General features: G+C 54.0%; 21 protein-coding genes and 1 tRNA gene. 11 read left to right on the top strand and 11 right to left on the bottom strand.

What is annotated here, in order from left to right; translation table 11 throughout:
• Position 1 precedes the first annotated feature (1 nt).
• Positions 2 to 211 (top strand): 30S ribosomal protein S27ae, encoded by a 210-nt coding sequence (locus NTE_RS03395; RefSeq protein ID WP_148699748.1) that lies wholly within the window; start codon positions 2 to 4, stop codon positions 209 to 211.
• Between the two features lie 4 nt (positions 212 to 215).
• On the opposite strand, the gene NTE_RS03390 is transcribed toward NTE_RS03395, so the two are convergent.
• Both NTE_RS03390 and NTE_RS03385 read right to left on the bottom strand, forming a co-directional pair.
• Positions 216 to 1838, bottom strand: coding sequence for a nucleotidyltransferase domain-containing protein (locus tag NTE_RS03390; RefSeq protein WP_158385055.1), 1623 nt, complete (start codon positions 1836 to 1838; stop codon positions 216 to 218).
• 25 nt (positions 1839 to 1863) lie between these two features.
• Positions 1864 to 2619, bottom strand: a complete 756-nt coding sequence (locus NTE_RS03385) for a hypothetical protein (protein WP_226987143.1) — start codon at positions 2617 to 2619, stop codon at positions 1864 to 1866.
• Between the two features lie 451 nt (positions 2620 to 3070).
• Between NTE_RS03385 and NTE_RS03380 the strand changes: the two genes are divergently transcribed.
• Positions 3071 to 3487: a hypothetical protein gene (locus tag NTE_RS03380; RefSeq protein WP_148699746.1), complete on the top strand. Its 417-nt coding sequence runs from the start codon at positions 3071 to 3073 to the stop codon at positions 3485 to 3487.
• A gap of 152 nt (positions 3488 to 3639) precedes the next feature.
• On the opposite strand, the gene NTE_RS03375 is transcribed toward NTE_RS03380, so the two are convergent.
• The 4 genes from NTE_RS03375 to NTE_RS03360 form a co-directional block, all read right to left on the bottom strand.
• Complete coding sequence (locus NTE_RS03375; protein WP_148699745.1) at positions 3640 to 4461, bottom strand: D-glucuronyl C5-epimerase family protein; 822 nt, start codon at positions 4459 to 4461, stop codon at positions 3640 to 3642.
• A gap of 84 nt (positions 4462 to 4545) precedes the next feature.
• A complete protein-coding gene (locus NTE_RS03370; protein WP_148699744.1) occupies positions 4546 to 5715 on the bottom strand; it encodes a hypothetical protein in 1170 nt (389 codons plus the stop codon).
• Positions 5708 to 7081 (bottom strand): signal recognition particle receptor subunit alpha, encoded by a 1374-nt coding sequence (locus tag NTE_RS03365; RefSeq protein ID WP_148699743.1) that lies wholly within the window; start codon positions 7079 to 7081, stop codon positions 5708 to 5710. Before NTE_RS03365 ends, NTE_RS03370 begins: the two co-directional genes overlap by 8 nt.
• A 10-nt stretch (positions 7082 to 7091) precedes the next feature.
• A complete protein-coding gene (locus NTE_RS03360; RefSeq protein ID WP_148702006.1) occupies positions 7092 to 7781 on the bottom strand; it encodes a diphthine--ammonia ligase in 690 nt (229 codons plus the stop codon).
• Positions 7782 to 7863: 82 nt separating this feature from the next.
• Here NTE_RS03360 and NTE_RS03355 point away from each other — a divergent pair, with 82 nt between their 5' ends.
• From NTE_RS03355 to NTE_RS03340, 4 genes are read left to right on the top strand one after another with little or no spacing between them, the layout of a single operon-like run.
• Positions 7864 to 8697: an ATP-binding cassette domain-containing protein gene (locus NTE_RS03355; RefSeq protein ID WP_148702005.1), complete on the top strand. Its 834-nt coding sequence runs from the start codon at positions 7864 to 7866 to the stop codon at positions 8695 to 8697.
• Positions 8698 to 8730: 33 nt separating this feature from the next.
• Positions 8731 to 11850: a CFI-box-CTERM domain-containing protein gene (locus NTE_RS03350; protein ID WP_148699742.1), complete on the top strand. Its 3120-nt coding sequence runs from the start codon at positions 8731 to 8733 to the stop codon at positions 11848 to 11850.
• Between the two features lie 32 nt (positions 11851 to 11882).
• Positions 11883 to 12932 carry an ABC transporter permease gene (locus NTE_RS03345; protein WP_226987142.1) on the top strand — a complete coding sequence of 350 codons (1050 nt, stop codon included), beginning with the start codon at positions 11883 to 11885 and terminating at the stop codon, positions 12930 to 12932.
• Positions 12929 to 14362 (top strand): ABC transporter permease, encoded by a 1434-nt coding sequence (locus NTE_RS03340; protein ID WP_148699741.1) that lies wholly within the window; start codon positions 12929 to 12931, stop codon positions 14360 to 14362. Before NTE_RS03345 ends, NTE_RS03340 begins: the two co-directional genes overlap by 4 nt.
• Positions 14363 to 14493: 131 nt before the next feature.
• Here NTE_RS03340 and NTE_RS03335 read toward each other — a convergent pair whose 3' ends face one another.
• Entirely contained in the window at positions 14494 to 14883 is a 390-nt protein-coding gene (locus tag NTE_RS03335) for a translation initiation factor IF-5A (RefSeq protein WP_193354097.1), read from the bottom strand.
• Positions 14884 to 15095: 212 nt separating this feature from the next.
• Between NTE_RS03335 and NTE_RS03330 the strand changes: the two genes are divergently transcribed.
• Complete coding sequence (locus NTE_RS03330; protein ID WP_148699739.1) at positions 15096 to 15401, top strand: YybH family protein; 306 nt, start codon at positions 15096 to 15098, stop codon at positions 15399 to 15401.
• Between the two features lie 213 nt (positions 15402 to 15614).
• Here the strand turns inward: NTE_RS03330 and NTE_RS16315 are convergent, their stop codons facing one another.
• From NTE_RS16315 to NTE_RS03320, 3 genes are all read right to left on the bottom strand, one after another.
• Positions 15615 to 15767 (bottom strand): hypothetical protein, encoded by a 153-nt coding sequence (locus NTE_RS16315; RefSeq protein ID WP_158385053.1) that lies wholly within the window; start codon positions 15765 to 15767, stop codon positions 15615 to 15617.
• 79 nt (positions 15768 to 15846) lie between these two features.
• Positions 15847 to 16452, bottom strand: coding sequence for a hypothetical protein (locus tag NTE_RS03325; protein ID WP_148699738.1), 606 nt, complete (start codon positions 16450 to 16452; stop codon positions 15847 to 15849).
• Positions 16453 to 16583: 131 nt separating this feature from the next.
• On the bottom strand, positions 16584 to 17537 hold the full coding sequence (locus tag NTE_RS03320) for a magnesium transporter CorA family protein (protein WP_148699737.1): 954 nt from the start codon (positions 17535 to 17537) through the stop codon (positions 16584 to 16586).
• 113 nt (positions 17538 to 17650) lie between these two features.
• Between NTE_RS03320 and hemB the strand changes: the two genes are divergently transcribed.
• The 4 genes from hemB (at position 17651) to NTE_RS03300 (ending at position 21290) form a co-directional block, all read left to right on the top strand.
• The gene (hemB, locus tag NTE_RS03315) at positions 17651 to 18604 is read left to right on the top strand and encodes a porphobilinogen synthase (protein ID WP_148699736.1); all 954 of its coding nucleotides are present in this window, start codon (positions 17651 to 17653) and stop codon (positions 18602 to 18604) included.
• Between the two features lie 33 nt (positions 18605 to 18637).
• Positions 18638 to 18800 (top strand) — tRNA-Tyr (locus NTE_RS03310).
• A gap of 54 nt (positions 18801 to 18854) precedes the next feature.
• The gene (locus NTE_RS03305; protein WP_148699735.1) at positions 18855 to 20252 is read left to right on the top strand and encodes an NAD-dependent succinate-semialdehyde dehydrogenase; all 1398 of its coding nucleotides are present in this window, start codon (positions 18855 to 18857) and stop codon (positions 20250 to 20252) included.
• Positions 20253 to 20345: 93 nt separating this feature from the next.
• Complete coding sequence (locus NTE_RS03300; protein WP_148699734.1) at positions 20346 to 21290, top strand: alpha/beta fold hydrolase; 945 nt, start codon at positions 20346 to 20348, stop codon at positions 21288 to 21290.
• A 165-nt stretch (positions 21291 to 21455) separates the two neighbouring features.
• Here the strand turns inward: NTE_RS03300 and NTE_RS03295 are convergent, their stop codons facing one another.
• Positions 21456 to 22508, bottom strand: a complete 1053-nt coding sequence (locus NTE_RS03295; RefSeq protein WP_148699733.1) for an alcohol dehydrogenase — start codon at positions 22506 to 22508, stop codon at positions 21456 to 21458.
• Positions 22509 to 22548 lie beyond the last annotated feature (40 nt).

The raw sequence follows: 22548 nt of genomic DNA, 5'->3' as shown, positions 1-22548 counted from the left end.
CATGGCAGACAAAAAGGCTCCAGCAAAGGGCGAGGTTGCAGTCTACAAGTTTTACAAGGTAGAGGGCAACAAGGTCACAAGGAACAAGCGCGAATGCCTGAAATGCGGCAAGGGCGTGTTCATGGCGGAGCACAAGGACCGCTTTACGTGCGGCAAGTGCGGCTACACGGAATTTGCGCGCAAAGAAGCCCCCAAGAAGGGCAAAAAGTAGCCTCTTACAGGCTACGGGCCACGTTTTTAATCGCCCTGGCCACCTGCGGCGACAGGACAGGCAAAAAATTCTCGATGTAGCGCTTGCTCTGCGCGAGTCGGCCGGCCACTTGCTCATTCCCGTACCCTTTTAGGAATTCAGCTGCCACTTTTGCTGCCACTGGCGCGTTTGCGCTTCCTTTCAAGCCCCAGCACACAAACTGCGCAAGGTCCCATACAGGGTCGCCACCCTCAAAGACAAACTGCTCAAGGTCTGTGAACCACAGCTCATTGTCACTTGCGATCACATTCTTGGGCTTGATGTTGCCAAAGCACGCGCCTTGCGCATGGACAACTGCAACCTGCCTTCCAGCTTCCCTGACAAGTCCAAAGTCGTTGCTGTTGCCGGCAAGCGCGTCCCGGATAATGTCGGCAAGGCTTGTACCTTCCACAAACCGGGTCGCAAGAATCCTTCTGTCAAGGACCACGGCCTCTATTTCAGGCGTCTTGAGCCCAAGCGTGCGCAGGTATCGCAAAGCCCGGTATTCGGTCCCAAGTCGGTACATAGGGTCGACCTTGAATTTTTTTACCTGCGCGGTCCACATGCTTAGAGCGGCCCACTTGACCGACTTTGTGCGGGCAAGCTCTTTTGCGGCTATTTTCAACTCACTGCCACCGTGCTTTAGCGTGTAGAGCATCGTCCTGCTGTTTGGGTTGCCAAGCCGGCGCTTTTTTGCAGAATATCCAGAAGAGATGCCGTGCGCCTGTGCGACGGCATCAATCCAGTCTCCTCCGCTGTGCCTGTCTGCCACTACTACAAGCGCGCCCTCGGGTATCTTCCAGTATTCGCACGCAGGGCACGCAAGAAATGGCGGGAACTCGACGTGCTGGCTGACGTGGCGGCGGATCTTTGACTCGGCCTCCTTGACAGCAAGGTGAAACATGTGCCTGCCGGCGTACGAGTGGACCACGTACGAGCTGATGAAATGCCGGAGCTTTTTTGTCAGGTGAAGTACAGGCTTGCCACGCGCAAACTTGACGCGCTCGCCAGACAGCCGGAGCATCGGCCCGTCGATTATGAACAGCCCGGGGTCTTCAATCACAATGTCAGCAAGTGCCCGCCTGTAGCCCTGCATCGCAAAGTCGATGTTGCGCGGGCTTGCTGTTGTGTTGTAGGTCTTGAAATAGCTGTACGCGGCGTTTGGGTACATTGCCGCACGGCGCTTTACCTTTGAAAACGCAATGTATTCGAGCGGAAATGATATTTCCGTTGCAAGGACGCTTGATGATTTTACAAGCTCCTGCAGCTCCTCAAGTATCACCCGGCGCTTGTAGATTCGTTCAACTTGTGCGAAAAATTCAGGGTTTATCATCGGCTCGTAGACATGCAGGAGCCGGCCTGCCACAAACTCGCCCATGCGCGCGCTCTTTGCGTCCCTTTCAAGCGACTTTTTGTTCACGACAAGGGCGGAAACGTCAATGCCGGATTCCTTTACGTATGCATACTTTACCCTGTACGGATAGTTTTCAAGCACGACAATGACGTCGATGTCGCTGTCCGGCCTTGCATAGCCGGCGACCTTTGAACCGTAGATGCACGCCGCGGCGACCTTGCGGCCCTTGGCGATTTTATCAATGCATTTTTGCAATACTTGTAGTTCTGCCGGCGATATACTAGACATAGCCGGTCGGGCTTTTGCGCTTGCGCAGTTTTACGCTTTCAAACTCGGCTATCTTGTCCCGGATTTCCTGCTCGACTTGCAGGCGCGCCATTGCCTGCACCGGTATCTTGATCACGTTTGCGTCTATTGGCACCCTTATCACTGGCAGGCCCTTGTCCATCCACAGCTTTATCGACTTGTCTTCCAGCTTGTAGTCCCGGAAACCTTCGGGGAAGCGGGTCGTAATGTGCTTTAAAAGAGTGGGGTCTGACTTGAAGACTGCGCGCTCTTCGAGGAGCTTGCCCGAGTCGGCGTACCTGCCCTCAAAGAGGGTGCCGGATATCTCGTCAGATATCACGTTCATCTTGACTATCCTGCTTACAAGCTCTAGATAGTGCAAAAACTCGTGCGCCAGAATCGCATGTATCGTGCCTTTCAGCCCAAACGCTACCAGCGGCGCCGTCAACTGCACCACTACGCGGAGCAGGTTGTCATCGCCAATCACCGGTATCGTGCGGGCGAAAAAGACGCCAAACTGCGCAAACTCGGCTGCCGACGTGGAAACCACCATAGACGGCTCGACGTAAAAGTACGGGTATTTCAACCCCGACGCATCCTCGACCCGCTTTATCCCCTCCTTGACGAGCGGAAAACGCTTGACTATCAGCTTGTAGGTTTTTTCGGGGATCTGGCCCGCGCGGGCAGCGTCGTGTACCTTGTAAAGCGGGTCAAAGCTCATCCTTGCATTTCCAGTGCAAGCGTCAGACAAAAACGTTACTGAAAATAGATGTTTTTGCAGTGATCGATTGTCTAGTTTGTGCGCGTGCGTGCGCGCGTTTCCAGTGGACTACAAATACAAACGTAGTTGTAGTTCCTAGTTCTTTTATGGCAAGTTTGCACCCTTGTTCCGGCATCATATTCGTAGCACATCATTTTATACGCGACTGTTATAGCAACCTCCGCCCTGTTCCTGTTCCAGAGACGGGAGTCTTGTTCATGTCAAATTCCCGGGTAAACTGTTACTGTCTACCGACCTGTACCGAAATGCCCCTCAGAGATTACCTAGGAAAGAGATGGCACATAAATTCCAGTTCTTTATCATAGTACAATTGTAAATTGTAGATTAATTGATCTTATACATTCTAAAATAATTATACTCCAGAGCCTTTCTGCTCAAGGTTTTATAATCATGTCGGATAGTCATGTACATGCCAAGCCTAATGGCGCATAGAAGGGCGACCTTCGCCCTCTTGACGCTGGGTTTCGCAATCGCTTCACTGGCAATAGTAGCGATGCCGACAGCTGCGTTTGCAAGCTCGAACGGATACAACAAGGACGACAAGGACTTTGTTGTTTGCGTCTTCAAGGACGACAACAACAAGGATGACGACGACAATGACAACAATAACGACTACCAATGGTCAAGCTACAACAAGGACAATAGCAATGATGATGATGACGACAATGACAACAATGACAATAGCTGCGTTTGCTTCTCCAAGGACGACAACAATGACAACAAGGATGACTACCAATGGTCAAGCTACAGCAAGGACGATGAAAATGGAAAGGACACCATTGTATGCATACTGCATAACAACAACAACGATAACAACAACAATGACAACGGCTACTAAAAGACCGATCCTGTTCGAAACCCGCGGTATCACATATGACGTGAAAGCGGGAGATGCGTGATAACTTGACAATATCACGTCTACTCCTCCCCCCTCTTTCTTTGACACACACAAGAGCTTTACGAATTGGCCTCTTCTCTGCAGAGACTTTTTTACAGGTCTTGCCTGATGCAGGCGGCAAACCTGTCGCAGTACTCTTTCAGTACAGGCTCGCCTGTTATTTCGTAGAGCTTGCCAAGCTGGCTAATGTGCCCGCGATGATAGTTGTCCTGTGCCCTGTTGCCCATCTGGTCGTAGTAAGACCAGTCGCCGGTGTAGTATTTTTGCAGGTTGCCGTCAGCTGTGAGCCAGTTTACTCCCTTGCCAAACACGATGAGCGCACGATAGTCGCGCGTGTACTGATAGTATTTCCATACTTGTATCAGAGAGTTCAGGTGGCCGTTTAGCACGTAGGTCTTTTGAAAGCCCGGCTTGGCCAAAAGCTGCAGGAATATCGAGTCCCTCCCCTCGTCGCTTGTAACCCCGCCGTCGTCATAGTCGACCAAAAACGCGCCAAAAGCCCTTTTCGCCTCTGCAACATAGCGATCGTGGCCACCTCCCCCTGTCATTTCATTTGCCAGCAGCAAGACGTTGATTCCTTCGGCCTGTGCAAGTGCCGAGGCGTATGGAGGATCGACTCCTCCGTACCATCCCCACCTGAAGCCATACTGCCAGAGCGAATACTTGCTGCATTTGTATTTCTGTTCTTTTGCGTGCTCTAGCAGCCAGTCGGCGGTGTTGATGAGGTTCTGCCTTGCCTGCGGATCGCCTGTCCGCTGGTAACTGTCGTGGTACTGCAGCCCGTACGTGGCAACCACGGTAGGGTTGTAGACTATGCCTGTCGAGCCGCCATAGTCGTACATCATGACCCCGTTTTCGTCTGGGACCGGCCCGCGGCTGTTGTTGCCGCCAGTACGTCGCTCCGAAGTTGCCATGGCAGCAGATCTTTGTAAAAAGACAATGATAAGTGCACTGTTCAACCGTCAAGACATCTGGCAAAGCTCGTGCTCAAAATACCGCTAGCGATTGCCCAATTTGTTGCCGGTGTTGAGAAGATCTACTTTGAGAATGTCAAACGCGGCGCACTCGCACTTGGTGTTTAGAAGGCTTGAAACGTTTGGCTCGATGTACTGCTCGCCTCCCACGAACTGCTTGATAGGAAGGCCGCCGTCGGCCACGATTGTAAGCACAAACTCGCCTTCAGCGGCAGTTTTTTTGGCTTGTACGGAATGAATCTTTTTTATTGCAACCTTGGCCCTGTTTTCAAATCTTGCCTGCGAGCCTGCAAGCGACTTCTTTAGTTTCTTGATGTCATCCGTCGCAATCGCGCGTTCGCACCTGCAGGCAATTCTGGTCTTGACTGCAAAGCGCGCCTGCGTGTCCGGCATGTCGTCGAGCACCTCTACCACCCTCCCTTCGATGCCTGCCTCTGCAAATCTTGTTCTCCTTGGTTTGCGCAACTTTGGGTCTGACACCTTGACGTAAAACGGCCTTCCCCGCCCAAGGACGAGGCTTGACTGATCCTCGCTTCCTATCCACGAGAATTTCGGCGCCTGGCCTCCCGTTATTTTCATGATGTGCTTGGCCACGATGCCTTCGACGCTCCCTTGGTCGGCAGCGGCAAGGCCGGTGCCGTCGCAGAGGTTGCACCCCTTGCCGAGGCAGAGCGGGCATTTCTCGGCCTTTTGTGGCAAGCCACGTTCACGCTTTACATACCTACACAGGAGGGCAAGCGGCCTTGCCCTTGCCGCCGCCTCGACTTCGCCGTTCTTGCCTATCACGACACTGACTGCCAGGTCCGGCCGCAAGTAATCAGCCTTTTTACTGGTCATCCTTGCAAGGCGCGTCCCAAGCTCCCTTGTAAGCTGGCTCTTGACGCTCTCCCTTCCGCGGATCTTGAGCCGGGCGCGCAGCGCGTCCTCCCGTTCGTACAGCTGCGTCGGAAGCGTCGCTCCCACAAGAAAAGTGTCAAACTGGCGGTACTGTTTGGTCGCAAGGAGCGCCTTTTTTGCAACCTCGTCAAGCCTCTCAAAGAGCCCTTTGCAGATGTAGCATTTTTTTCCTTCAGGTGCCTTTCTGCTTCTGCTGCCCGCCGATGCTCCGCCAGCCTGCCGCAACAGGCAGTGTTTGCATAGTTGGTATTCCTTTAACAGCAATAGGAGGGCGTTTGGGGCGGCGGCATCAGCCAAGTCCGAACTTCCTCATGAGGCCCTGCATCTGCCGGCCCTTGGACTGCTTCATCATGGCCTTGGAGTTGTTGTACTGCGTGATCATGTGCTTGACCTCGCTTTCGGGCATCCCCGAGCCTCGGGCTATGCGCTTGCGCCGCGCCTCGTTAATGAGGTCGGGGTCCTTCTTTTCGTCCTTGGTCATCGACTGGATGATAAAGCGCCACTTTTCCATGCGAGCCTGCATCGCGTCCAGCTGATCTTCTTTTACCATGCCGGAAAGGCCGGGCATGTTTTCGATGACGTTTCGGAAGCCAATCTTGCTCACCTGCTCCATCTGAGCGTAAAAATCCTCAATCGTCATCTTGCCTGACAGCACCCTCTTGGCCTGGTTCTCGTCTGCCTGCATCTCAAGGCCCTTGGCCATTTCCAATAGTGCCTTGATGTCGCCCATGCCGAGCAGGCGGCCGACAAAGCGCGTGGGCGAGAACTGCTCCAGGTCGTCGATGCGCTCGCCTGTTCCGATGAACATCACCTTTGCACCCGTGGCCGCAGAGGCGGCAAGGGCGCCTCCACCCTTGGCAGTGCCGTCAAGTTTTGTAATAATGATGCCGCCTAATGGCGCCGCCTTGTGAAACGCCTCAGCCTGGCTGTACGCCTGCTGGCCGATGGTCCCGTCCAGAACGAGCAACGCGAGGTCCGGCGTCGATGCCTTGTGCATCTCGGCCATCTCTTGCAGGAGGCCAGCTTCTTCCTTGTGCCTGCCGGCGGTGTCTATGATTATGACGTCCAGATTCTGGGGCTTGAAATGCTCAAGGCCGTGCCTTGCAATGCCGACTGCGTCCTTGCTCTCCTCTTCGCCGTATACTTCGACGTTTATCTTGGCGCAGTTCATCTTTAGTTGCGTCAGCGCGCCGGGGCGCCACGTGTCCGTGCCGACGACTCCGACCCGATAGCCGTGCCTTGTGAGCCACCTTGCAAGTTTTGCAGTGACGGTCGTCTTGCCGGAGCCCTGTATGCCAAGAAGGAGCACGACGTTTTGCTTGCCGGGCTTGAAGAACGCGGTGACGCCGGGGTCGTCGTCTATGCCCTTTTTGTCAATAGTGGTTATTACCTCGCCAGAGTAGCCTAGCATCCTTGCCAGCTCGCCGTACAGTATTGTAACGATGTGGTCCTTGCGCGAGAGCCCCTTTGGCGGCTGCTCTGTCAGGGCGCGCTGCTTCAGGTTATCGGTAATTGTCTTGACAAGCCCTGCCTTTACGTCTGACAGCAAGAGCGAGCGCTGGATGTCCTTGCATAATGAATCGATAAGCTCCTCGTTAATGTCGGATGCGCCCACTATTTTCTTGAGCGCGCTCCTCAGGCCGTCACGCAGGTTGTCAAACATGTGTATTTGTCTACCGGTTTACTAGCTCTGCTTCCAGTATTTCAAATATTCCCCTCTGGCCGTCCCATTTTGCGGTGGCCTGCCCCACGGCGAGCCTTTTTGAGTAGAGCGGGCAGTCCAGGACAAGCGTCTCTGCCTCGCCGCCCTCAAACGCCAGGTTAAAGCCATATTTTTTTGAGAGCTGTACGAGTTTTGCAAGGGATTCTCCGTCGATGACTTTGCCAAGCCACTCTTTTTCAAGCCCCATTGCAGAGATGCCCACTATCATCACAGTAAAACCGCTTGCCAAGAGATCGGCCATGTATTTTTCCGGCTCGGCGCCCCAGAGTGGCGAGACGGGCACAAGGCCGTGCTCTTTGCACGCCTCCTCAAAAGCCTGCTTTTGAAATACGCTTGCGATGCCGCCGTTCACTATGCCCTCGACGCGGTACAGCAATTTTGCCTGCGCCACAGCCGCGGCAAGTGCCTTGATTTCAGCGTCCCTGTCAGTGCCGGTTACGGCGGCAGACTCTAGAAGCGGAATTTTCATCGCCTCTGCAAGGTATCTTGTAACGCGGCTGTTTGGGTAGTGAAACAGCGCGCTGTCGTCGGCCGCAGGGTGCATCGTTATCAGGCATTCAACGGCATGGCCTGCCTGCCTTGCGCGGTAGATGGCAAACGTGCTGTCCTTGCCACCGGAAAAAAGCGCCGCAAGCCTCATCACGGAGAGTAGCGAGGTTACGGCGGAATATAACACTTCAACATTATTGTTTATATCACTAGAGGCTGCAACTGCTATCTTGATGGCAGCCCCGCTGCTTGAGGTCAGGGACCTGCGCAAGTACTTTGCAGTCAAGCGCAGCTTTCGGCAGATGCTCCACCAGAAGGGCCGGGATTTTGTCAAGGCTGTCGACGGCGTCAGCTTTACTCTAGAGCGCGGCAAGGTTCTCGTGCTTGCAGGCGAGTCAGGGTCTGGCAAGACCACGGTTGCAAGGCTGGTGCTTCGCGCCACAGACCCGGACGCCGGATCGATAATCTTTGAGGGAAACGATGTCACGCTCTACACCGGAAGCCAGCTGAAGCACTTTCGCTCCTCCGTGCACATGGTGTACCAGGACCCGTACGCGTCGCTGAACCCCCGCATGAAGATAATGGACATCGTGATGGAGCCCCTCTCCATACACGACAGGGCAAGCACGAAAGAGCAGAAGGAGGAAAAGGTGCTAAAAGCGCTTGAGGAAGTGAGGCTTGTGCCGGCGCAAGAGATTGCTAGGCGCCTGCCCCACATGCTCTCCGGCGGCCAGCGCCAGAGGGTCGCCCTTGCAAGGGCGCTCGTCATGAGGCCGGCGCTCATCGTGGCCGACGAGCCGGTCTCGATGCTTGACGTTTCTGTAAGGGGCGAGATACTGGATCTGATGCAGACGCTCCGGCGGCGTTTTTCCCTCTCGTACATCTATATCACCCACGACCTGTCAACCGCACGCTATGTCGGCGACGACATCGCCATCATGAACGCAGGCAAGATAGTCGAGACGGGACCCATCGACAGGGTGCTCCTGAGCCCGGCGCACCAGTACACCAAATCGCTGATAGAGGCTATACCGGACCCGGACCGCGGCCGGACCTATGCACCATGAAAGATATATTGGAGATCCAAGGGGTAATCTCTCGTGAATAGAGGAGGGGCACCTCTGCTATCGGTATCGATAATTCTGGTACTGCTTTTGTCTGCTTTTTCTACTACGGTTTTCAACACGGCATACGCCCAGCAGCAACAGCAGGAAAAGAAGGGCCCGTACGTGAATCAGGTGACGTTTATCCACCGCGACGATGAGAACCTCGCCCTTGAGGACATCAAGTCGGGAAACCTTGACGCCTATTACTTCCAGATCCCGCTTGAAGCCGCGGCCGACGCAAAGAACGACCCCCGCGTGACGGTATACGACAGGACGGCCGGCTCTGCCGGGCTCTTGATGAACCCCGCGCCGTCCAAGGACGGCAATTCTCTCAACCCGTTCTCCCTCAAGGAAGTGAGGTTTGCCATGAACTATCTGATTGACCGCCAGTTCGTGGTAAACGAGATCTACAAGGGATACGGAAGCCCGCTCATCGACCCCTTTGGCATTTACTCGCCGGAATACCTCAACGTCATAGATACCGTAGAGTCGTTTGGCTTTAGCTACAACCCCGGCCTTGCCGAGAAAATGATATCTGACGCCATGACCGCCGCCGGCGCTACCAAGGATGCTGCAAGCGGCAACAAGTGGATGTTCAAGGGAAGCCCTGTCGCCGTCAAGATCATGATAAGGCTTGACGACACCCAGAGAAAGTCGATAGGCGAGCTTGTAGCCTCAAAGCTCGAAGAAGCAGGGTTCACGGTCCAGAAGGACTTTGGAGACCTGACGAAGGCCAACACAATCGTCTACGCTTCCAACCCGCAGGACTTCAAGTGGCACCTTTACACTGAAGGGCTGGCAGGCACCTCGGTGTTTGTGAAATACAACCCGATAATACCGGGGCAGATGTATGCCCCGTGGGTCGGCAACATGCCGGGCTCCCAGAACCCGAGTTTCTGGAACTACAAGAACTCTACGCTTGACGACGTCACGCAAAAGATATTCTTTGCCAACTTTACGTCGGCAGAAGAGAGAAGCAAGCTGGTGAACACGGCCGTCAAGGGCGGCATACAGGAATCGGTCAGGATATTCCTTGCGCAGAGGACCGAGCCGTTTGTAGCCTCCGCTTCGCTCAAGGGCATGGTCAACGACTTTGGCGCAGGCATCACAAGCAAGTATTCTCTTCTAAACGTCAGGCCGCCGGACGGCAAGGGCGCCCTCAACATCGGCGTCAAGCAGATCCACCAAGGCTCTTGGAACAACATAGCCGGCCTGTCCGATGCGTACAGCAGGGACATTTTCTATTCTGTCTACGACAGTGCCACTTTCAGAGACCCGTACACTGGCGACATAATCCCAATGAGGACCCAGTGGACAGACATTTCCACTCAGGGCCCTACAGGCAAGCTAAAGGTATCAGAGAACGCCCAGACGTGGGATCCGGCCACGCAAAAGTGGAAGGACGCCGGGCCAAATGCCACTGCCACAAGCAAGGTCACGTACAAGCTCCTATACTCAAAGTGGCACAACGGCATCCCGATGGACAAGTCTGACCTGCTGTTCTCTGAATATTTCACTTTCGAGTGGGGCACCGATTCAGGCAACGGAGACAGGACAGTAGACCCCGAATACACGTCTGGAGTGGCGCCGGGGCTCCCGCGCCTCAAAGGAATAGAGTTCACGTCCAACGACACCTTGGAATCCTACGTCAACTATTGGCATTATGACGACAAAGAGATTGCCGACTTTGCGCCTGTGTGGCCGGCAGAGCCTTGGGAGATAACCGCAGCGACAGAAAGGCTCGTCACCGACGGCAAGTTTGCGTATTCCAGGAGCCAGGCGGTTGCAAAGAACATCGACTGGCTCGACCCGATAGTGCCAGAGCATGCGCAGGCTATTAAACAAGAACTGCAACAGATGAAGAGCGAAAATTACATCCCAGCGGCTCTCAAGGGAATAGTGAGCGCAGACGAGGCTAAAAAGCGCTACGACGCAAGCATCGCCTGGATAAACACCCACAAGAACGCCGTCATCAGCAACGGTGCGTTCTACCTCGACAATTTCAACATTGCCGGAGGAACCATCACCATCAAGGCGTTCCGCGACCCGTCCTACCCGTTTGAACAGGGGCACTGGTCGGCCTACGAGAACCCCAAGCTTGCAACGATAGAAAAGGTGAATGCGGCCCAGATGATAGAGATAGGCAAGCCTGCAGAAATGACAGTCAGCCTGCAGGTTGACGGCAAGCCAAGCAACGACGCGCTGGTAGAATATTTCATTTTCAACAAGGACGGCAAAGTGGCTCTCAGAGGCGAGGCCAAGCCTGCGCAAGACAGCGCAGGAACGTTCAAAGTAGAACTGACGCAGGACGACACTTCAAAACTGACGCAGGGGCCAAACCAGCTAAAGATATTTGCAAACAGCAAGTATGCGTTCAGGCCGGACATTTCGACCAATACGATTCTTGCGGTTGCATCGGCGGCCGCTCCGTCCAGCAGCAACAATGGTACAGGAGGAGGAGGGGGGCAAACAACGACAACTCTTTCTGGCGGCAATGGAGGACAGCAACAGCAGCCGGCGCAGCCGTCCGGGTGCCTCATTGCAACGGCGGCGTTTGGCTCTGAATTGACGCCGCAGGTGCAGTACCTGCGCAACTTTAGGGAGCACTATATCCTGTCAACCGCCTCCGGCTCGGCGTTCATGAACGCCTTTAACAGCATCTACTACTCGTTCAGCCCGCAGGTGGCAGATTACGAACGCCAGCAGCCGTGGCTTCAGGCAACGGTAAAGGCCGCGCTGTACCCGCTCTTTGGGATACTCATGGCGTCAGAAAAGGCGTACTCGTCAGCGGCCGGGGGCGACGCAGGAGCGGTGGCCGCAGGTGCAGTCGCAAGCACGCTGATTGGCGCAGTGTACCTGTGGCCGGCGACGCTTTCGGCGCGCCTGCAGAGCAGGTTTGGAACGGCCGCCAAGATATCGCTTGCAGTTATGTGTGGCGCAGTTGCGCTGATTGCAATCGGCATGGCTACAACAGCAGGAGGCAACGCGCCGCTGCTGTTGCTGTCAATAGGCACATCACTGTTCGTCCTGTCGGCCGCAAGCGCGTCCGCGATTGCAGTCGGCAAGCTTGCAAGGATCGGCTACAGTGCGCTTGCCCGGACAGGCAGACATTAATAGAAAGCAATCCAAAAAGCTGTGGAGCAAATTTGGTTGGAGGCTTTGGCCGCTTTCTGATAAGGCGTTCGGCAAACATGCTAATCGTGCTGTTTGCGACGCTTGTCCTTACGATAGCGCTCCTTGGCCCAACGATGGATAAAATACTGACCGACGCGACTAGGTTTTCTATTGTTGACGAGGTAAACCACGGGAATCTGAAATTCCAGAGCGCGCAGGAGCGGCAGAAGTACATCGACGACAGGGTCCAGCTCCAGATAAAGACGCTCGGCTTGGACGAGCCGTGGTACTCCCCCAAAAGGTTCACAAACACCGTGCTGAAGGTGATGACGCTTGACCTAGGCAGGTCCAACTTTTTCACGAGCGACAGCGGATCCTCAAGCGTCCGGGACATCATACTGGAAAAGATGCCCAAGACGGTGCTCCTTTTCACAACTTCCACCCTGGTGATAACCGTGATAGGGCTGTACCTCGGCGCCTATGTCGCCAACAAGTCCGGCTCGGTGCTGGACAGGCTCAACTCGGCGTTTGCGGTGTTTAGCGGAAGTTTCCCCACGTGGTGGGTGGGGATACTCATGATCTTTGCGTTTGCATTTACGTACCACATTTTCCCGGCGCGGGCGACCCCGCTTACTTCGCCGTCAGACCCCGCGTACGTGCCTGATTTGCTGTACCACATGGTGCTCCCGCTGATAACCATAGTCGCGGTGGGCTTTGGCTCATGGGCATACATCGTGAGGTATTTCGTGGTCGGCATACTGGGAGAGGATTATATCGCTGCCAAAAGAGCGGCAGGGGTGCCGGAAAAGAGGATAATCTATTCCCACGCGCTGAAAAACGCTGCTCCCCCCATAGTCACGGTGATCGCGCTCAGCCTTGCAGGGTCCTTTGGCGGGGCTATAACCGTCGAGGCGGTGTTTGACTGGCCCGGCATGGGAAAGCTCTACTACGACGCAATAGGCTTTCTCGACATACCGGTAATAATCGGCCTCACCTACGTTGCCACGGTCATTTTCGTAATCACCGTCTTTGTCACCGACATCGTTTACGCGTACTTTGACCCGAGGGTGAAGGTCGGATGAGTAGCAGATCACCCGCGGCTGCCGCTGCTGCAATTTCAAGGTCCCAGATACTATTGGAGTTTCGGCACTCAAAGAGCGGCCTGGCAGGCATAGGCATACTATTGGCCCTGATCCTGATGACTATATACTCTGTAGTCGCAATACCGCTCGACTCGTACCGGCAGTGGAACAACCCCGACTTTTGGATAGACCTGCCAAAGTCCGCAGCGCCAGCATGGACAAACATAGGTTTTGGCCCAAAGGTGCCGGAGCACTTTGTGCTGCACGCAAGAAATGCAGAGGTGTCATCCGCTCTAGGCGAAGGCGGCAGCCGGACGGTGACGTATTCCTACACAGTGAATTTCAACTATGATTCCTATCCTAGCGACTTTATGCTGCTCTACTCTGCCAAATACGGCAGCACGCAGCCGGCTCTGCAGGCAGACGTGCTCAGGCCCGACGGCAAGGAGTTTCGGATCTACTTTGCGCCGCTTCCGCCTGCATCCCAGAGTTTGGGCAGTGCCGACAACGAGTTTTCAGGCAGGGTCTTTTCCACAGACAGCGGGATAGCCGAGAACCTGCGCAGCTATACGGGCGACTTTGCGTACAGGCAGGACCCGTCGAGGCCGCAGGTGATGATATTTGCAGACAGCCAGAAAAACCAGGTGCTAAAGGGCACATACGTTATTCGCGAGACGTTCTACCTCTTTGGACAGGATGACGCGGTCACGGATTCAGGCGTCATACTTGGAGGCAAGGTGTACGGGCTGATGGGCACCGACGAGCTGCGCCGCGACCTTGCAACAGGCATCCTGTGGGCCGCGCCGGTGGCGCTCTTTATCGGCCTCACGGTGTCCGTAGCATCGATACTCATCGGCCTGATATACGGCGTGGTGGCCGGATACAAGGGCAAGAGGACAGACGAGGGGCTGATGCGTATAAACGACATCTTTTACTCCCTGCCGACGCTTCCGCTGCTCGTCATACTCTCCGTCACGATAGGGCGCAGCATTTTTCTCATAACGGGTTTCCTTGTCATCTTTGGGTGGGTAGGCATGGCCAAGATAAGCAGGAGCCTTGCGCTCCAGCTAAAGAACCTGCAGTACGTCGAGGCCGCAAAACTGATGGGCCAGTCTGACACGCGGATAATCTTTCGCCACATAATCCCGCAGCTTCTGCCCCTGACGTTTGCAAGCATTGCAATTGCGGTGCCAACCGCCATCCTCGGCGAGGCCGCGCTCTCATTTCTGGGACTTGGCGACCCGTCGATACCAACGTGGGGCCAGATACTGCACGACGCCAACTCTGCCGGCGCGGCTGTCCGGGGCCTGTGGTGGTGGATAGTGCCGCCGGGCCTGATGATAGCCCTGACGGGCCTTGCGTTTGCGCTTATCGGAAACGCGCTGGACTCGATAGTGAACCCGCGCGCAAAAAGGATGATGCAGCAGTAGTAGTAATAATAATAGTGGATGCCTCAGGACTCATAATCCTCGTCACAAATCAGACGGCTCTTCCTTCACGTCATCAGCATCCAGACATAATGTCTTTTCTGCTGGCGTATGAACTTAGCGAATCCAGCTAACTAGCCCTTTACGCGGACTATTTTTATCCTGTCCATTACCTTCCAGTACTCGACTTCGCGCCCGTTGACGTTGTCCTGGAGCTTATCCTTTATCTCGTCTTCTACAGACGACGTCTCGAACACTTCAAACGTCTCAAGGTCCATTATCTGGAGTGTGTCGCCGTTCTTTGAAATTATCTGGCCGTTGCGCTTGTCTATCAGGGGCACCTCGACTCTTGTAGTCACGGGACCCACGAACGGGTGAGTGTTGCCGTCAAAGACGCCGACCGCGTTTATCCTGGCCTTGGCCGATCCATGCTTGCCGGGCTTGCTGTGGTCGTACGAGACGATCCTGCACGGCTCGCCGTCAATGATAATGTATGAACCAATCTTTAGTGCGCCAAGTTCCATCGGCTTGCTCAATATAATTCAGGAATTTTGAAAAGATCCAGCATATTTAAGCGTTGAGCTTCTTTTTCTTTTGGTTCTGTCAAGCAAGCGAGTCTTGTCAAATACCACTACTGTTTTTTTTAAAACATCCAAGGAATGATAAAGTTACGAAAACGGACTGACTTCTTTGGAGCTGTACAGGTTTATTAGTTTCGCCGTCTTTTTTGCTGTGTGTGCGTACGTCTATGGAGCAGCAACAACCAAACCCACTTGAAACCATAAAAAATCTAATTGCAGCCATCAACCAAGGCGACCTCGATGCAGCATCGAGCCTTTACGATCCGGAAGCAGTCATCATCGCGCAGCCAGGAAACATTGCTCGGGGAAGAGATGCGATTCGCGCAGCACTTCAGGGGTTCATTTCGTTAAAGCCCTTGCTCAAGGGAGAAGCCGATCAAGTGATCGAGGCAGGAGGTACTGCACTGTATATTTCAAGATGGACATTGGTGGGCACTTCTCCGGATGGCAAAAGCGTGTAGCGATGAATGGAACGTCTACAGATGTGTTGAAAAGGCAATCCGACGGACGGTGGCTTGTTGCCGTTGACAATCCATGGGGAACAAGCATTATTGTATAATAATTTGCAAGATCATCATATATCATTTTTTGACAAGTCCGATCTTGATTTTCTAAACAAGGCACTGGATTTTTAAAAAAGATGCTGCTTCTTCTTTTTTATTATTATTGTATTGTTAGATATCGTCCAGAGCAGAATTGATGTAGTCGTCAGTGACCATCGAGGGCATCTTTGGCGGGTTCGGAAGCAGCTTGCGGATCCGGTTGAACAACTTGACTTTTTTGTCCATGTCGTCTTCCTGTCTGCATTCCCAGACCAGATCTTCCATCCGCGACTTCATCACCTGATTATCGCATTTATCGCTTTTAGGTATTGCGGAAGGCGACTACACAGACTGCTGGCGCACATTATTTTAGTTTTTCAAGAATAGAAAAACTTACCAGATTGTTCAGCAGTATTCCCTTTCTAGCCACGTCGCGCCTTGTGCGCTCGCAGTATTTTTGGTCTGTCTGGTGCGTCTCTGAACCTTCCACTTCCAGGATGACGAGGTTCTTGGAGTAGGGAAACGCAAAGCGCGGTTGCTCGGCGGTCAAAAGCTGCATCTCTGCCAGGCTTGCCTTTTTCACCCTGTCGCGCCTTGCGATGACGTTGGCAAGGTCGGCTATCGCAGGGTCGCCGCTAGAATACTTTGTAAAGTACAGCGAGACATAGTTCAGCTTGTCGCCGATGCGGTCAAAGAGCGGGCTGTTCAGGCTGAACATGAAGGCAAGCCTGTCCATGCCGCCCCCGCGGATATCATCAAGAACCCCGGCCATGCTCGCAAACGACGCAAGGACATAGTTGTTTGCCTTGTTCGGAAAGTACGGCACGCTTTCGTCAGAGAACGTCGCGGCTGCAAAATACATGTCGACAATGTTTGCGCTCTTTTTCCACACTTCTACCAGTGATGCCGTCTGCTTGCCATGAGGGGTGCAAACGTACCCGGTAACTACCTCCCCCTTTCCTGTCGCCAACCCTTCATCTCTGATAGACACCCAGAATATATACCCTTTGCTTCCAAAAATAGGAATTTTTGTACTCGATTTCGGTCATTATTAAAATTACAATATTACCGATCAAAAAAAACAAAAATTATAGAAAAAGGTTATAGCCATCCCTCTTTACGGAAATACAATAGCATGACGCCGGCAGCAGCTGCCGAGAGCACGATTGTAAATATGAGCGTGGTGTAGGGCCCCAGCTGCGTCCACGGTCCCGTCAGCACGCCGCCGGGAATGTTGACGTTCATGCCATAAAACGCGCTTACCACGGTCGCCGGGATTGAAAGCGTGAATATTATTGTCAGCGCAGCAAGGATCTTGTTGGTCTTTTCCGTGCTCAGAACATAGTCGGTGTCCTTGTAGATCTCGACTGTCTCCTTTGCCTCCTCAAGTGCCTCGTACACTTTTTCCACGTGGTCCTGCACGTCCTTGTAGTACGGGGTAAGGTCCTCGCTTGAGAACCTCTGGACGTCCTTTGTCAGCTCCAGCACGGTCCGGCGCAGGTGGATGACGATCCTGCGCAGCGTCGTTATTTCGCGGCGCAAAAGCGCTATCTGCCTGGAGACAGAGATGCGCTCGTCAAACACCAGGTCCTCGATGTCTTCGATGTTACCCACCACCTTCATGAGGAGGTGCAGAAGGTCGTCTACAAGCGTGTCTATTATCTTGTGCAGGAGGAAGCCTGAGGACCTGCCCATAATGGCCTGGCGCATCTTCTCGTCTGCCTTGCACATGTTGAACAGTTCCTCAAGGGGCTTGAGGTCGCCCTGGTGGACGGTGACTACGAAATTTGCGCCGATAAATATTGACAGCTGCGAAAACACAAAGCCCCGCTCCTTGTCTGCAGTTGGAAAATGCAGCACGATGAACATGTGGTCGTCGTAGCGGTCTATTTTCGGCAGCTGGATCTTGGAAAGGCAGTCCTCAAAGTTGAGCTTGTGGAACGAGGGGTAGCGCTCGCCAAGCTGCGCAAGGTCGACATAGGCCGGCCTCTGTATGTAGGTCCAGTCTAGGCCATTGTTGGTGATTGTTTCCTGCCTCTTTTGCGCCTCCATCATTATGGTCTATCCTCCCCCACACCTGCCTGTTGCCATGATGCAGAAAGCTGTCATAAAAACGTGCGCAACATAGATAACGTATTCATAGGCCGGCGCGCAATACACGACCACACATGCAGGCGCACGCGTACGCAGACACGCTCTCTCTGGCAGGCCTAAAACGCGAACACCTCATCTGCCCGGTGTTTGTGTCAGAAAAACAAGAAGAGGGAGGCGGCTCGATAGCGGCCATGCCGGGCATATCCATATCGCCTTTTAAAGACGCGGTTTTGAGCGTGCAGAAAATATTCGATGCAGGAATCCGCTCCATCATTGTCTTTGGGATACCAAAAAGCCGCGACGGCGACGGCTCGGCCGCGGCCGACAGAAGCGGCGTTGTACAGCGTGCGACGAGGGAGATCAAGTCGGCGTTTGGCAGGTCGCTTGACGTGATAACGGATGTTTGCGTCTGCCAGTACAATTTGTCGGGACACTGCGGGCTTGTACGCAACAACAGCGGCACGGTAGACAATGATTCTACACTTGAAGTCCTTGCAGAGATTTCGCAGAGCCACGCAGAGGCCGGCGCCGATATTGTCGCGCCTTCTGCAATGATGGACGGGCAGGTGCGCGCAATACGCAGCGCGCTTGACAAAAACGGCCACTATGCGACAAGGATACTTTCGTACTCTGCCAAGCACGCCTCTTCACTGTACACGCCGTTCCGGTCAGCAGCGTTTGCAAAAAAAAATGGCGCGATTGACAAGGCAGGCTACCAGGTGTCGTTTGCAAACCCCAAGCAGGCGATACGGGAAATAGCAGGCGACATCGAGGAAGGCGCGGACATGGTGATGGTCAAGCCGGGCCTTGCGTACCTTGACCTTGTCAGGCGCGCAAAGGAGCGGTTTTCCGTGCCGGTTGCCGTGCAGAACGTATCAGGCGAGTATGCAATGATAAAGGCCGCCGGCATGATGGGCTGGATAGACGAGGAGCAATGGAAGATAACGTCGCTTGCCGCAATGAGAAGGGCAGGCGCGGACAGGATAATCTCGTATTTTGCACTTGACGTTGCCCGATACCTCCAATAGAATATATAGCATTCTCGCAGCCAACTGAACTGTCCCGCTGTAGCTCAGCCTGGTAGAGCTTTCGGCTGTAGATGTCGGCTAGCAGAGCTGACCACGTGTAGCAGCCTATCGGGCGTACAGGTAGCAGTAACCGAAGAGTCGCAGGCTCAAACAAAACCGGCGACATGCCGTTTTGGAGCAAATCCTGCCGGCGGGATACAATCCTTTCTATCGAGTGCTTATTAGCGCGCAGAGCGTAGTACTGCCATATATGCAGCAGCAAAAAATAGAAACGGTAAACCCGGCAACCGGCAAGGTAATTGCGTCTTATGAAAACGATAGTGCAGAAGTTGTTGCGCAAAAAGTGAGGCGGGCAAGGGAGGCCTTTTCTGGATGGAAAAAGCTCGAGCTTGGCGAGCGCGCAGACCACATGCGCAGGCTTGGAAGGGTGATGCGCAAGAACCGTGAAGAGTATGCCCACATCGTGACAGAAGAGATGGGCAAGCCTGTGCGCCAGTCGCTTGCCGAAATTGAAAAGTGTGCGTGGGTGTGCGACTATTACGCAGAGCACGCAGAGGCGTTTTTGCGCGACCAGATAGTGCCTACAGAGTTCCGCAAGAGCTTTGTGTCGTTTGAGCCGCTGGGCGTGGTCGCATCCATAATGCCTTGGAACTTTCCGTTCTGGCAGGTGATGAGGTTTGCAGTTCCGGCACTGACTGCCGGAAACGTCAGCGTGCTGAAACATTCTAGCGTCTGCCTTGGAAGCTCGCTAAAACTGCAGGAGGCGTTTTCCGACGCCGGCTTTCCGGAAAACGTTTTCCAGGTGGTCGTTGGCGACTATCGCGCCGGCGAGGCGCTGGTGCAGGCCGACATTGACGCGGTTTCAGTCACTGGCAGCGTGAACACGGGAAAGCGGGTGGCCGAGCTGGCATCCAAAGACCTAAAGAAATTCGTGCTGGAGCTTGGCGGCAGCGACCCGTTCATAGTACTGGAGGACGCCGACCTGAAGCAGACGGCGTACATGGCCACGCAGTCGCGTCTTTTGAACACGGGCCAGAGCTGCATATCTGCCAAGAGGTTCATAGTCGTAAAAAGCATCGCAGAGAAATTCACAAAACTGTTTGTCGAAGACACGCAGGCAGAGGTGCTTGGCGACCCGCTTGACCCCAAGACGACCATCGGCCCGCTTGTGCGCGACAGCCAGAGGCAGGCGCTTGCAAGGCAGGTAGACGACGCCAAGACAAAGGGAGGCAAGGTGCTTGTCGGCGGCAGGCCCGTTGCTGGAGAAGGCTACTTTTACGAGCCTACCATAATCTCTAACGTCGATCATGAGATGAACGTACTAAGAGAGGAAGTGTTTGGCCCTGCCGCGCCCATAATAGTGGTGGAAGACGAGGAGCAGGCAGTCCGCGAGGCCAACAACTCGGAGTTTGGCCTTGGCGCAAGCATCTGGACCAACAACATCGAGCGCGGGGTGAAACTTGCAAGGCAGATAGAATCCGGCATCGTGTCGGTTAATGAGATGGTCAGGTCTGATCCGCGCCTGCCCTTTGGCGGGGTAAAAAAGTCCGGCATCGGCCGCGAGCTGTCAGAGTTTGGCATCAAAGAGTTTGTCAACATCAAGTCGGTAGTAGTAAAGGACATTCAGAGCAAGCTCTTGGTAGAATAGACAAGATTCAATGCTCCCTGTGTATCTGCCTGCTGAAAAAACAGAGATAATAAACGTAAACGTACCTTTCAGAAGCAGAGACGCGTAATAAAGATGAAGAAGGAATCCTATGCGAGCATAGGCCACCACGTAAAGGTGAGATATCTGGAGGCAAGCATAGAGAAGGAGGAGGCTGCGTCTCCCATTTCTTTTCCTTATGATTGGGCCAAAAACAGCAAGAACGCCAATTCCACTCCTCCTTCTTCTTCTGCTGGGCGACCCAAAAGCGGAAAACAACCTCCTCGGCACGTGCTGTTCATCCACGGTCTTGGGTCATCGGCAGATAGGTGGCTTGACATTCCTGATGCAATGTCGCTCTTGGGTTTCCATGCAGTTGCCATAGACCTGCCGGGATTCGGCGGCAGCGACAGGCCCCTGGACACGGATTATTACACGGTTGAGAATTTCGCACAAGCCATAGCAGAATTCATGCACAAAATTGGCATAGACGATGGAAAAACCAGTATTGTAGGCCATTCACTGGGAGGCTACATAGCGGCGCAGCTTGCAATAGGGCACAGAGACCTAGTTGACAAATTAGTTTTGATAGACTCTTCGGGCATGTTGCAGGGTCCAACGCCTCTGCTCAGGGAGTATCTGGACGCTGCAATGAGCCCTTCAAGGCAGTCTGTCAGGAAGGTGTTTGAGCAGCTGGTGGCAGACCCGGCAAGAATCCCTGATGTGCTGGTTGATGGCTTTATCTACAGAATACAACAGCCAAACGCGCAGCTTGCTTTCAAGTCAGCTTACAACAACAGCACAAGCACACAAATAGGAATTAAAAGGCTAAAGCTAATCGATCAAAAGAATGTCCCGACGCTGATTGTCTGGGGAAGCGAGGACAGGCTGATCCCACCAAAATACTGTCAAATTTTCAAAGAGGGCACAAGAAATTCGCTTGCTGTAATAGTTAAAGACGCCGGGCACGCGCCTTTTGCTGAGAAACCTGCAGTGGTTTGCGAGCTCTTGCATGATTTTCTCAAGCCATACAACATATGACACAATACAAGCATGGTCAAGGCCACTACTGCAAGCTATTATTATCGGGTCAGGTAAAAATTCGCAACAATATAGAGAGATGTGCGGCATATGTATATAACCGCAAGTAAGGTAGCAGAACCATTTTCGTTCCATTCAAAAAGAGAAAAGAAGGGAGCGGGCCGGCTAGGGATTGATTACTGCCCTGCCAAGTATCTTGCCGGCCTTTAGCTCTTCAAGCGCGGTGTTTACCTCGTCGAGCTTGAACCGGCGTGACACCACCGACTGGATCTTGCCCTTCTTAGCAATCTCTACCAGCTCCACCAGATCGGCGTACTTGCCGGTGTAGGCGCCCGTAAGGGTAAACGCCCTCAGTGGTATAAGAGGCAGGTTGAGTTCCATCGAGCCTCCAAAAAGCCCGACCATCACGAGCTTGCCGCGCTTTCTCAGCATGTTAAACGAGTTTGGCGCCGTCTTGGCGTTGTTGACAAAGTCGATGACTGCTTCTGCGCCGAGGCCCTTTGTGGCATCCTTGACGCCCTGCACGGGGTCGCCCTTGCCCGAATTCACGGCGATGTCGGCTCCAAGCTTTTTCGCCTCGTCCAGCTTTTTGTCGTCGATATCAACCACGGCTATCTTGGCGCCAGTTATCGCCTTGGCTATCTGCACCGCCATGAGCCCAAGGCCCCCTGCGCCGACTATCACAAGCGTCTCGCCGTCCTTTACTGCCGCCTTTTTCACGGCGGTAAACGCGGTGAGGCCGGAGCACGCAAGCGACGCGGCTGCGGCAGTGTCATAGTTGCCCAGTTTTACAAGGTACTTGTAACTTGGAACAAGCGCGTACTCGCCATAGCCTCCGTCCTGGTAGACGCCAAGCGACCTTGGCGCATCGCAGAGGTTTTCCTCTCCGGCCTTGCACGCAGGGCACACCCCGTCGCCTATCCACGGGTAGACCAGCACCTTTTCGCCCTTGGCATAGCCGGTGACCTTGTCGCCCATCTCTACTATCGAGCCGGCGACCTCGTGGCCCGGCGTCAGCGGGAACTTTACTCCGCGGTCTTCAACCTTCATGAAAACGCCCTGCGGGCCGGCGTAGCCTCCTTCCCACAGGTGCAGGTCGCTGTGGCAGACCCCTGCGCTGTCCACCTTCACAAGGACCTGCTCGCCGCTTGGCTTTGGTGTAGCAATATCTTCTACTTTCAAAGGTTCCTTTGTCTTGATTATGCGTGCAGCCTTCATACGCCAGTTGTACGATGCGATTGGTATTAAACTAAACGCA

This window comes from Candidatus Nitrososphaera evergladensis SR1 (genome assembly GCF_000730285.1).
Classification (GTDB): domain Archaea; phylum Thermoproteota; class Nitrososphaeria; order Nitrososphaerales; family Nitrososphaeraceae; genus Nitrososphaera; species Nitrososphaera evergladensis.
Note: the sequence above shows the minus strand (reverse complement) of the source record. Positions and strands in the feature narration are given on the sequence as shown.

What these genes read in the sequence shown, in the direction of transcription:
- NTE_RS03395 (WP_148699748.1), top strand. Translation starts at nt 2, where the DNA reads ATGGCAGACAAAAAGGCTCCAGCAAAGGGCGAGGTTGCAGTCTACAAG.
- NTE_RS03380 (WP_148699746.1), top strand. Translation starts at nt 3,071, where the DNA reads ATGGCGCATAGAAGGGCGACCTTCGCCCTCTTGACGCTGGGTTTCGCA.
- NTE_RS03375 (WP_148699745.1), bottom strand. Translation starts at nt 4,461, where the DNA reads ATGGCAACTTCGGAGCGACGTACTGGCGGCAACAACAGCCGCGGGCCG.
- NTE_RS03365 (WP_148699743.1), bottom strand. Translation starts at nt 7,081, where the DNA reads ATGTTTGACAACCTGCGTGACGGCCTGAGGAGCGCGCTCAAGAAAATA.
- NTE_RS03360 (WP_148702006.1), bottom strand. Translation starts at nt 7,781, where the DNA reads ATGAGGCTTGCGGCGCTTTTTTCCGGTGGCAAGGACAGCACGTTTGCC.
- NTE_RS03355 (WP_148702005.1), top strand. Translation starts at nt 7,864, where the DNA reads ATGGCAGCCCCGCTGCTTGAGGTCAGGGACCTGCGCAAGTACTTTGCA.
- NTE_RS03340 (WP_148699741.1), top strand. Translation starts at nt 12,929, where the DNA reads ATGAGTAGCAGATCACCCGCGGCTGCCGCTGCTGCAATTTCAAGGTCC.
- NTE_RS03335 (WP_193354097.1), bottom strand. Translation starts at nt 14,883, where the DNA reads ATGGAACTTGGCGCACTAAAGATTGGTTCATACATTATCATTGACGGC.
- NTE_RS16315 (WP_158385053.1), bottom strand. Translation starts at nt 15,767, where the DNA reads ATGGAAGATCTGGTCTGGGAATGCAGACAGGAAGACGACATGGACAAA.
- NTE_RS03320 (WP_148699737.1), bottom strand. Translation starts at nt 17,537, where the DNA reads ATGATGGAGGCGCAAAAGAGGCAGGAAACAATCACCAACAATGGCCTA.
- hemB (WP_148699736.1), top strand. Translation starts at nt 17,651, where the DNA reads ATGCAGGCGCACGCGTACGCAGACACGCTCTCTCTGGCAGGCCTAAAA.
- NTE_RS03305 (WP_148699735.1), top strand. Translation starts at nt 18,855, where the DNA reads ATGCAGCAGCAAAAAATAGAAACGGTAAACCCGGCAACCGGCAAGGTA.
- NTE_RS03300 (WP_148699734.1), top strand. Translation starts at nt 20,346, where the DNA reads ATGAAGAAGGAATCCTATGCGAGCATAGGCCACCACGTAAAGGTGAGA.
- NTE_RS03295 (WP_148699733.1), bottom strand. Translation starts at nt 22,508, where the DNA reads ATGAAGGCTGCACGCATAATCAAGACAAAGGAACCTTTGAAAGTAGAA.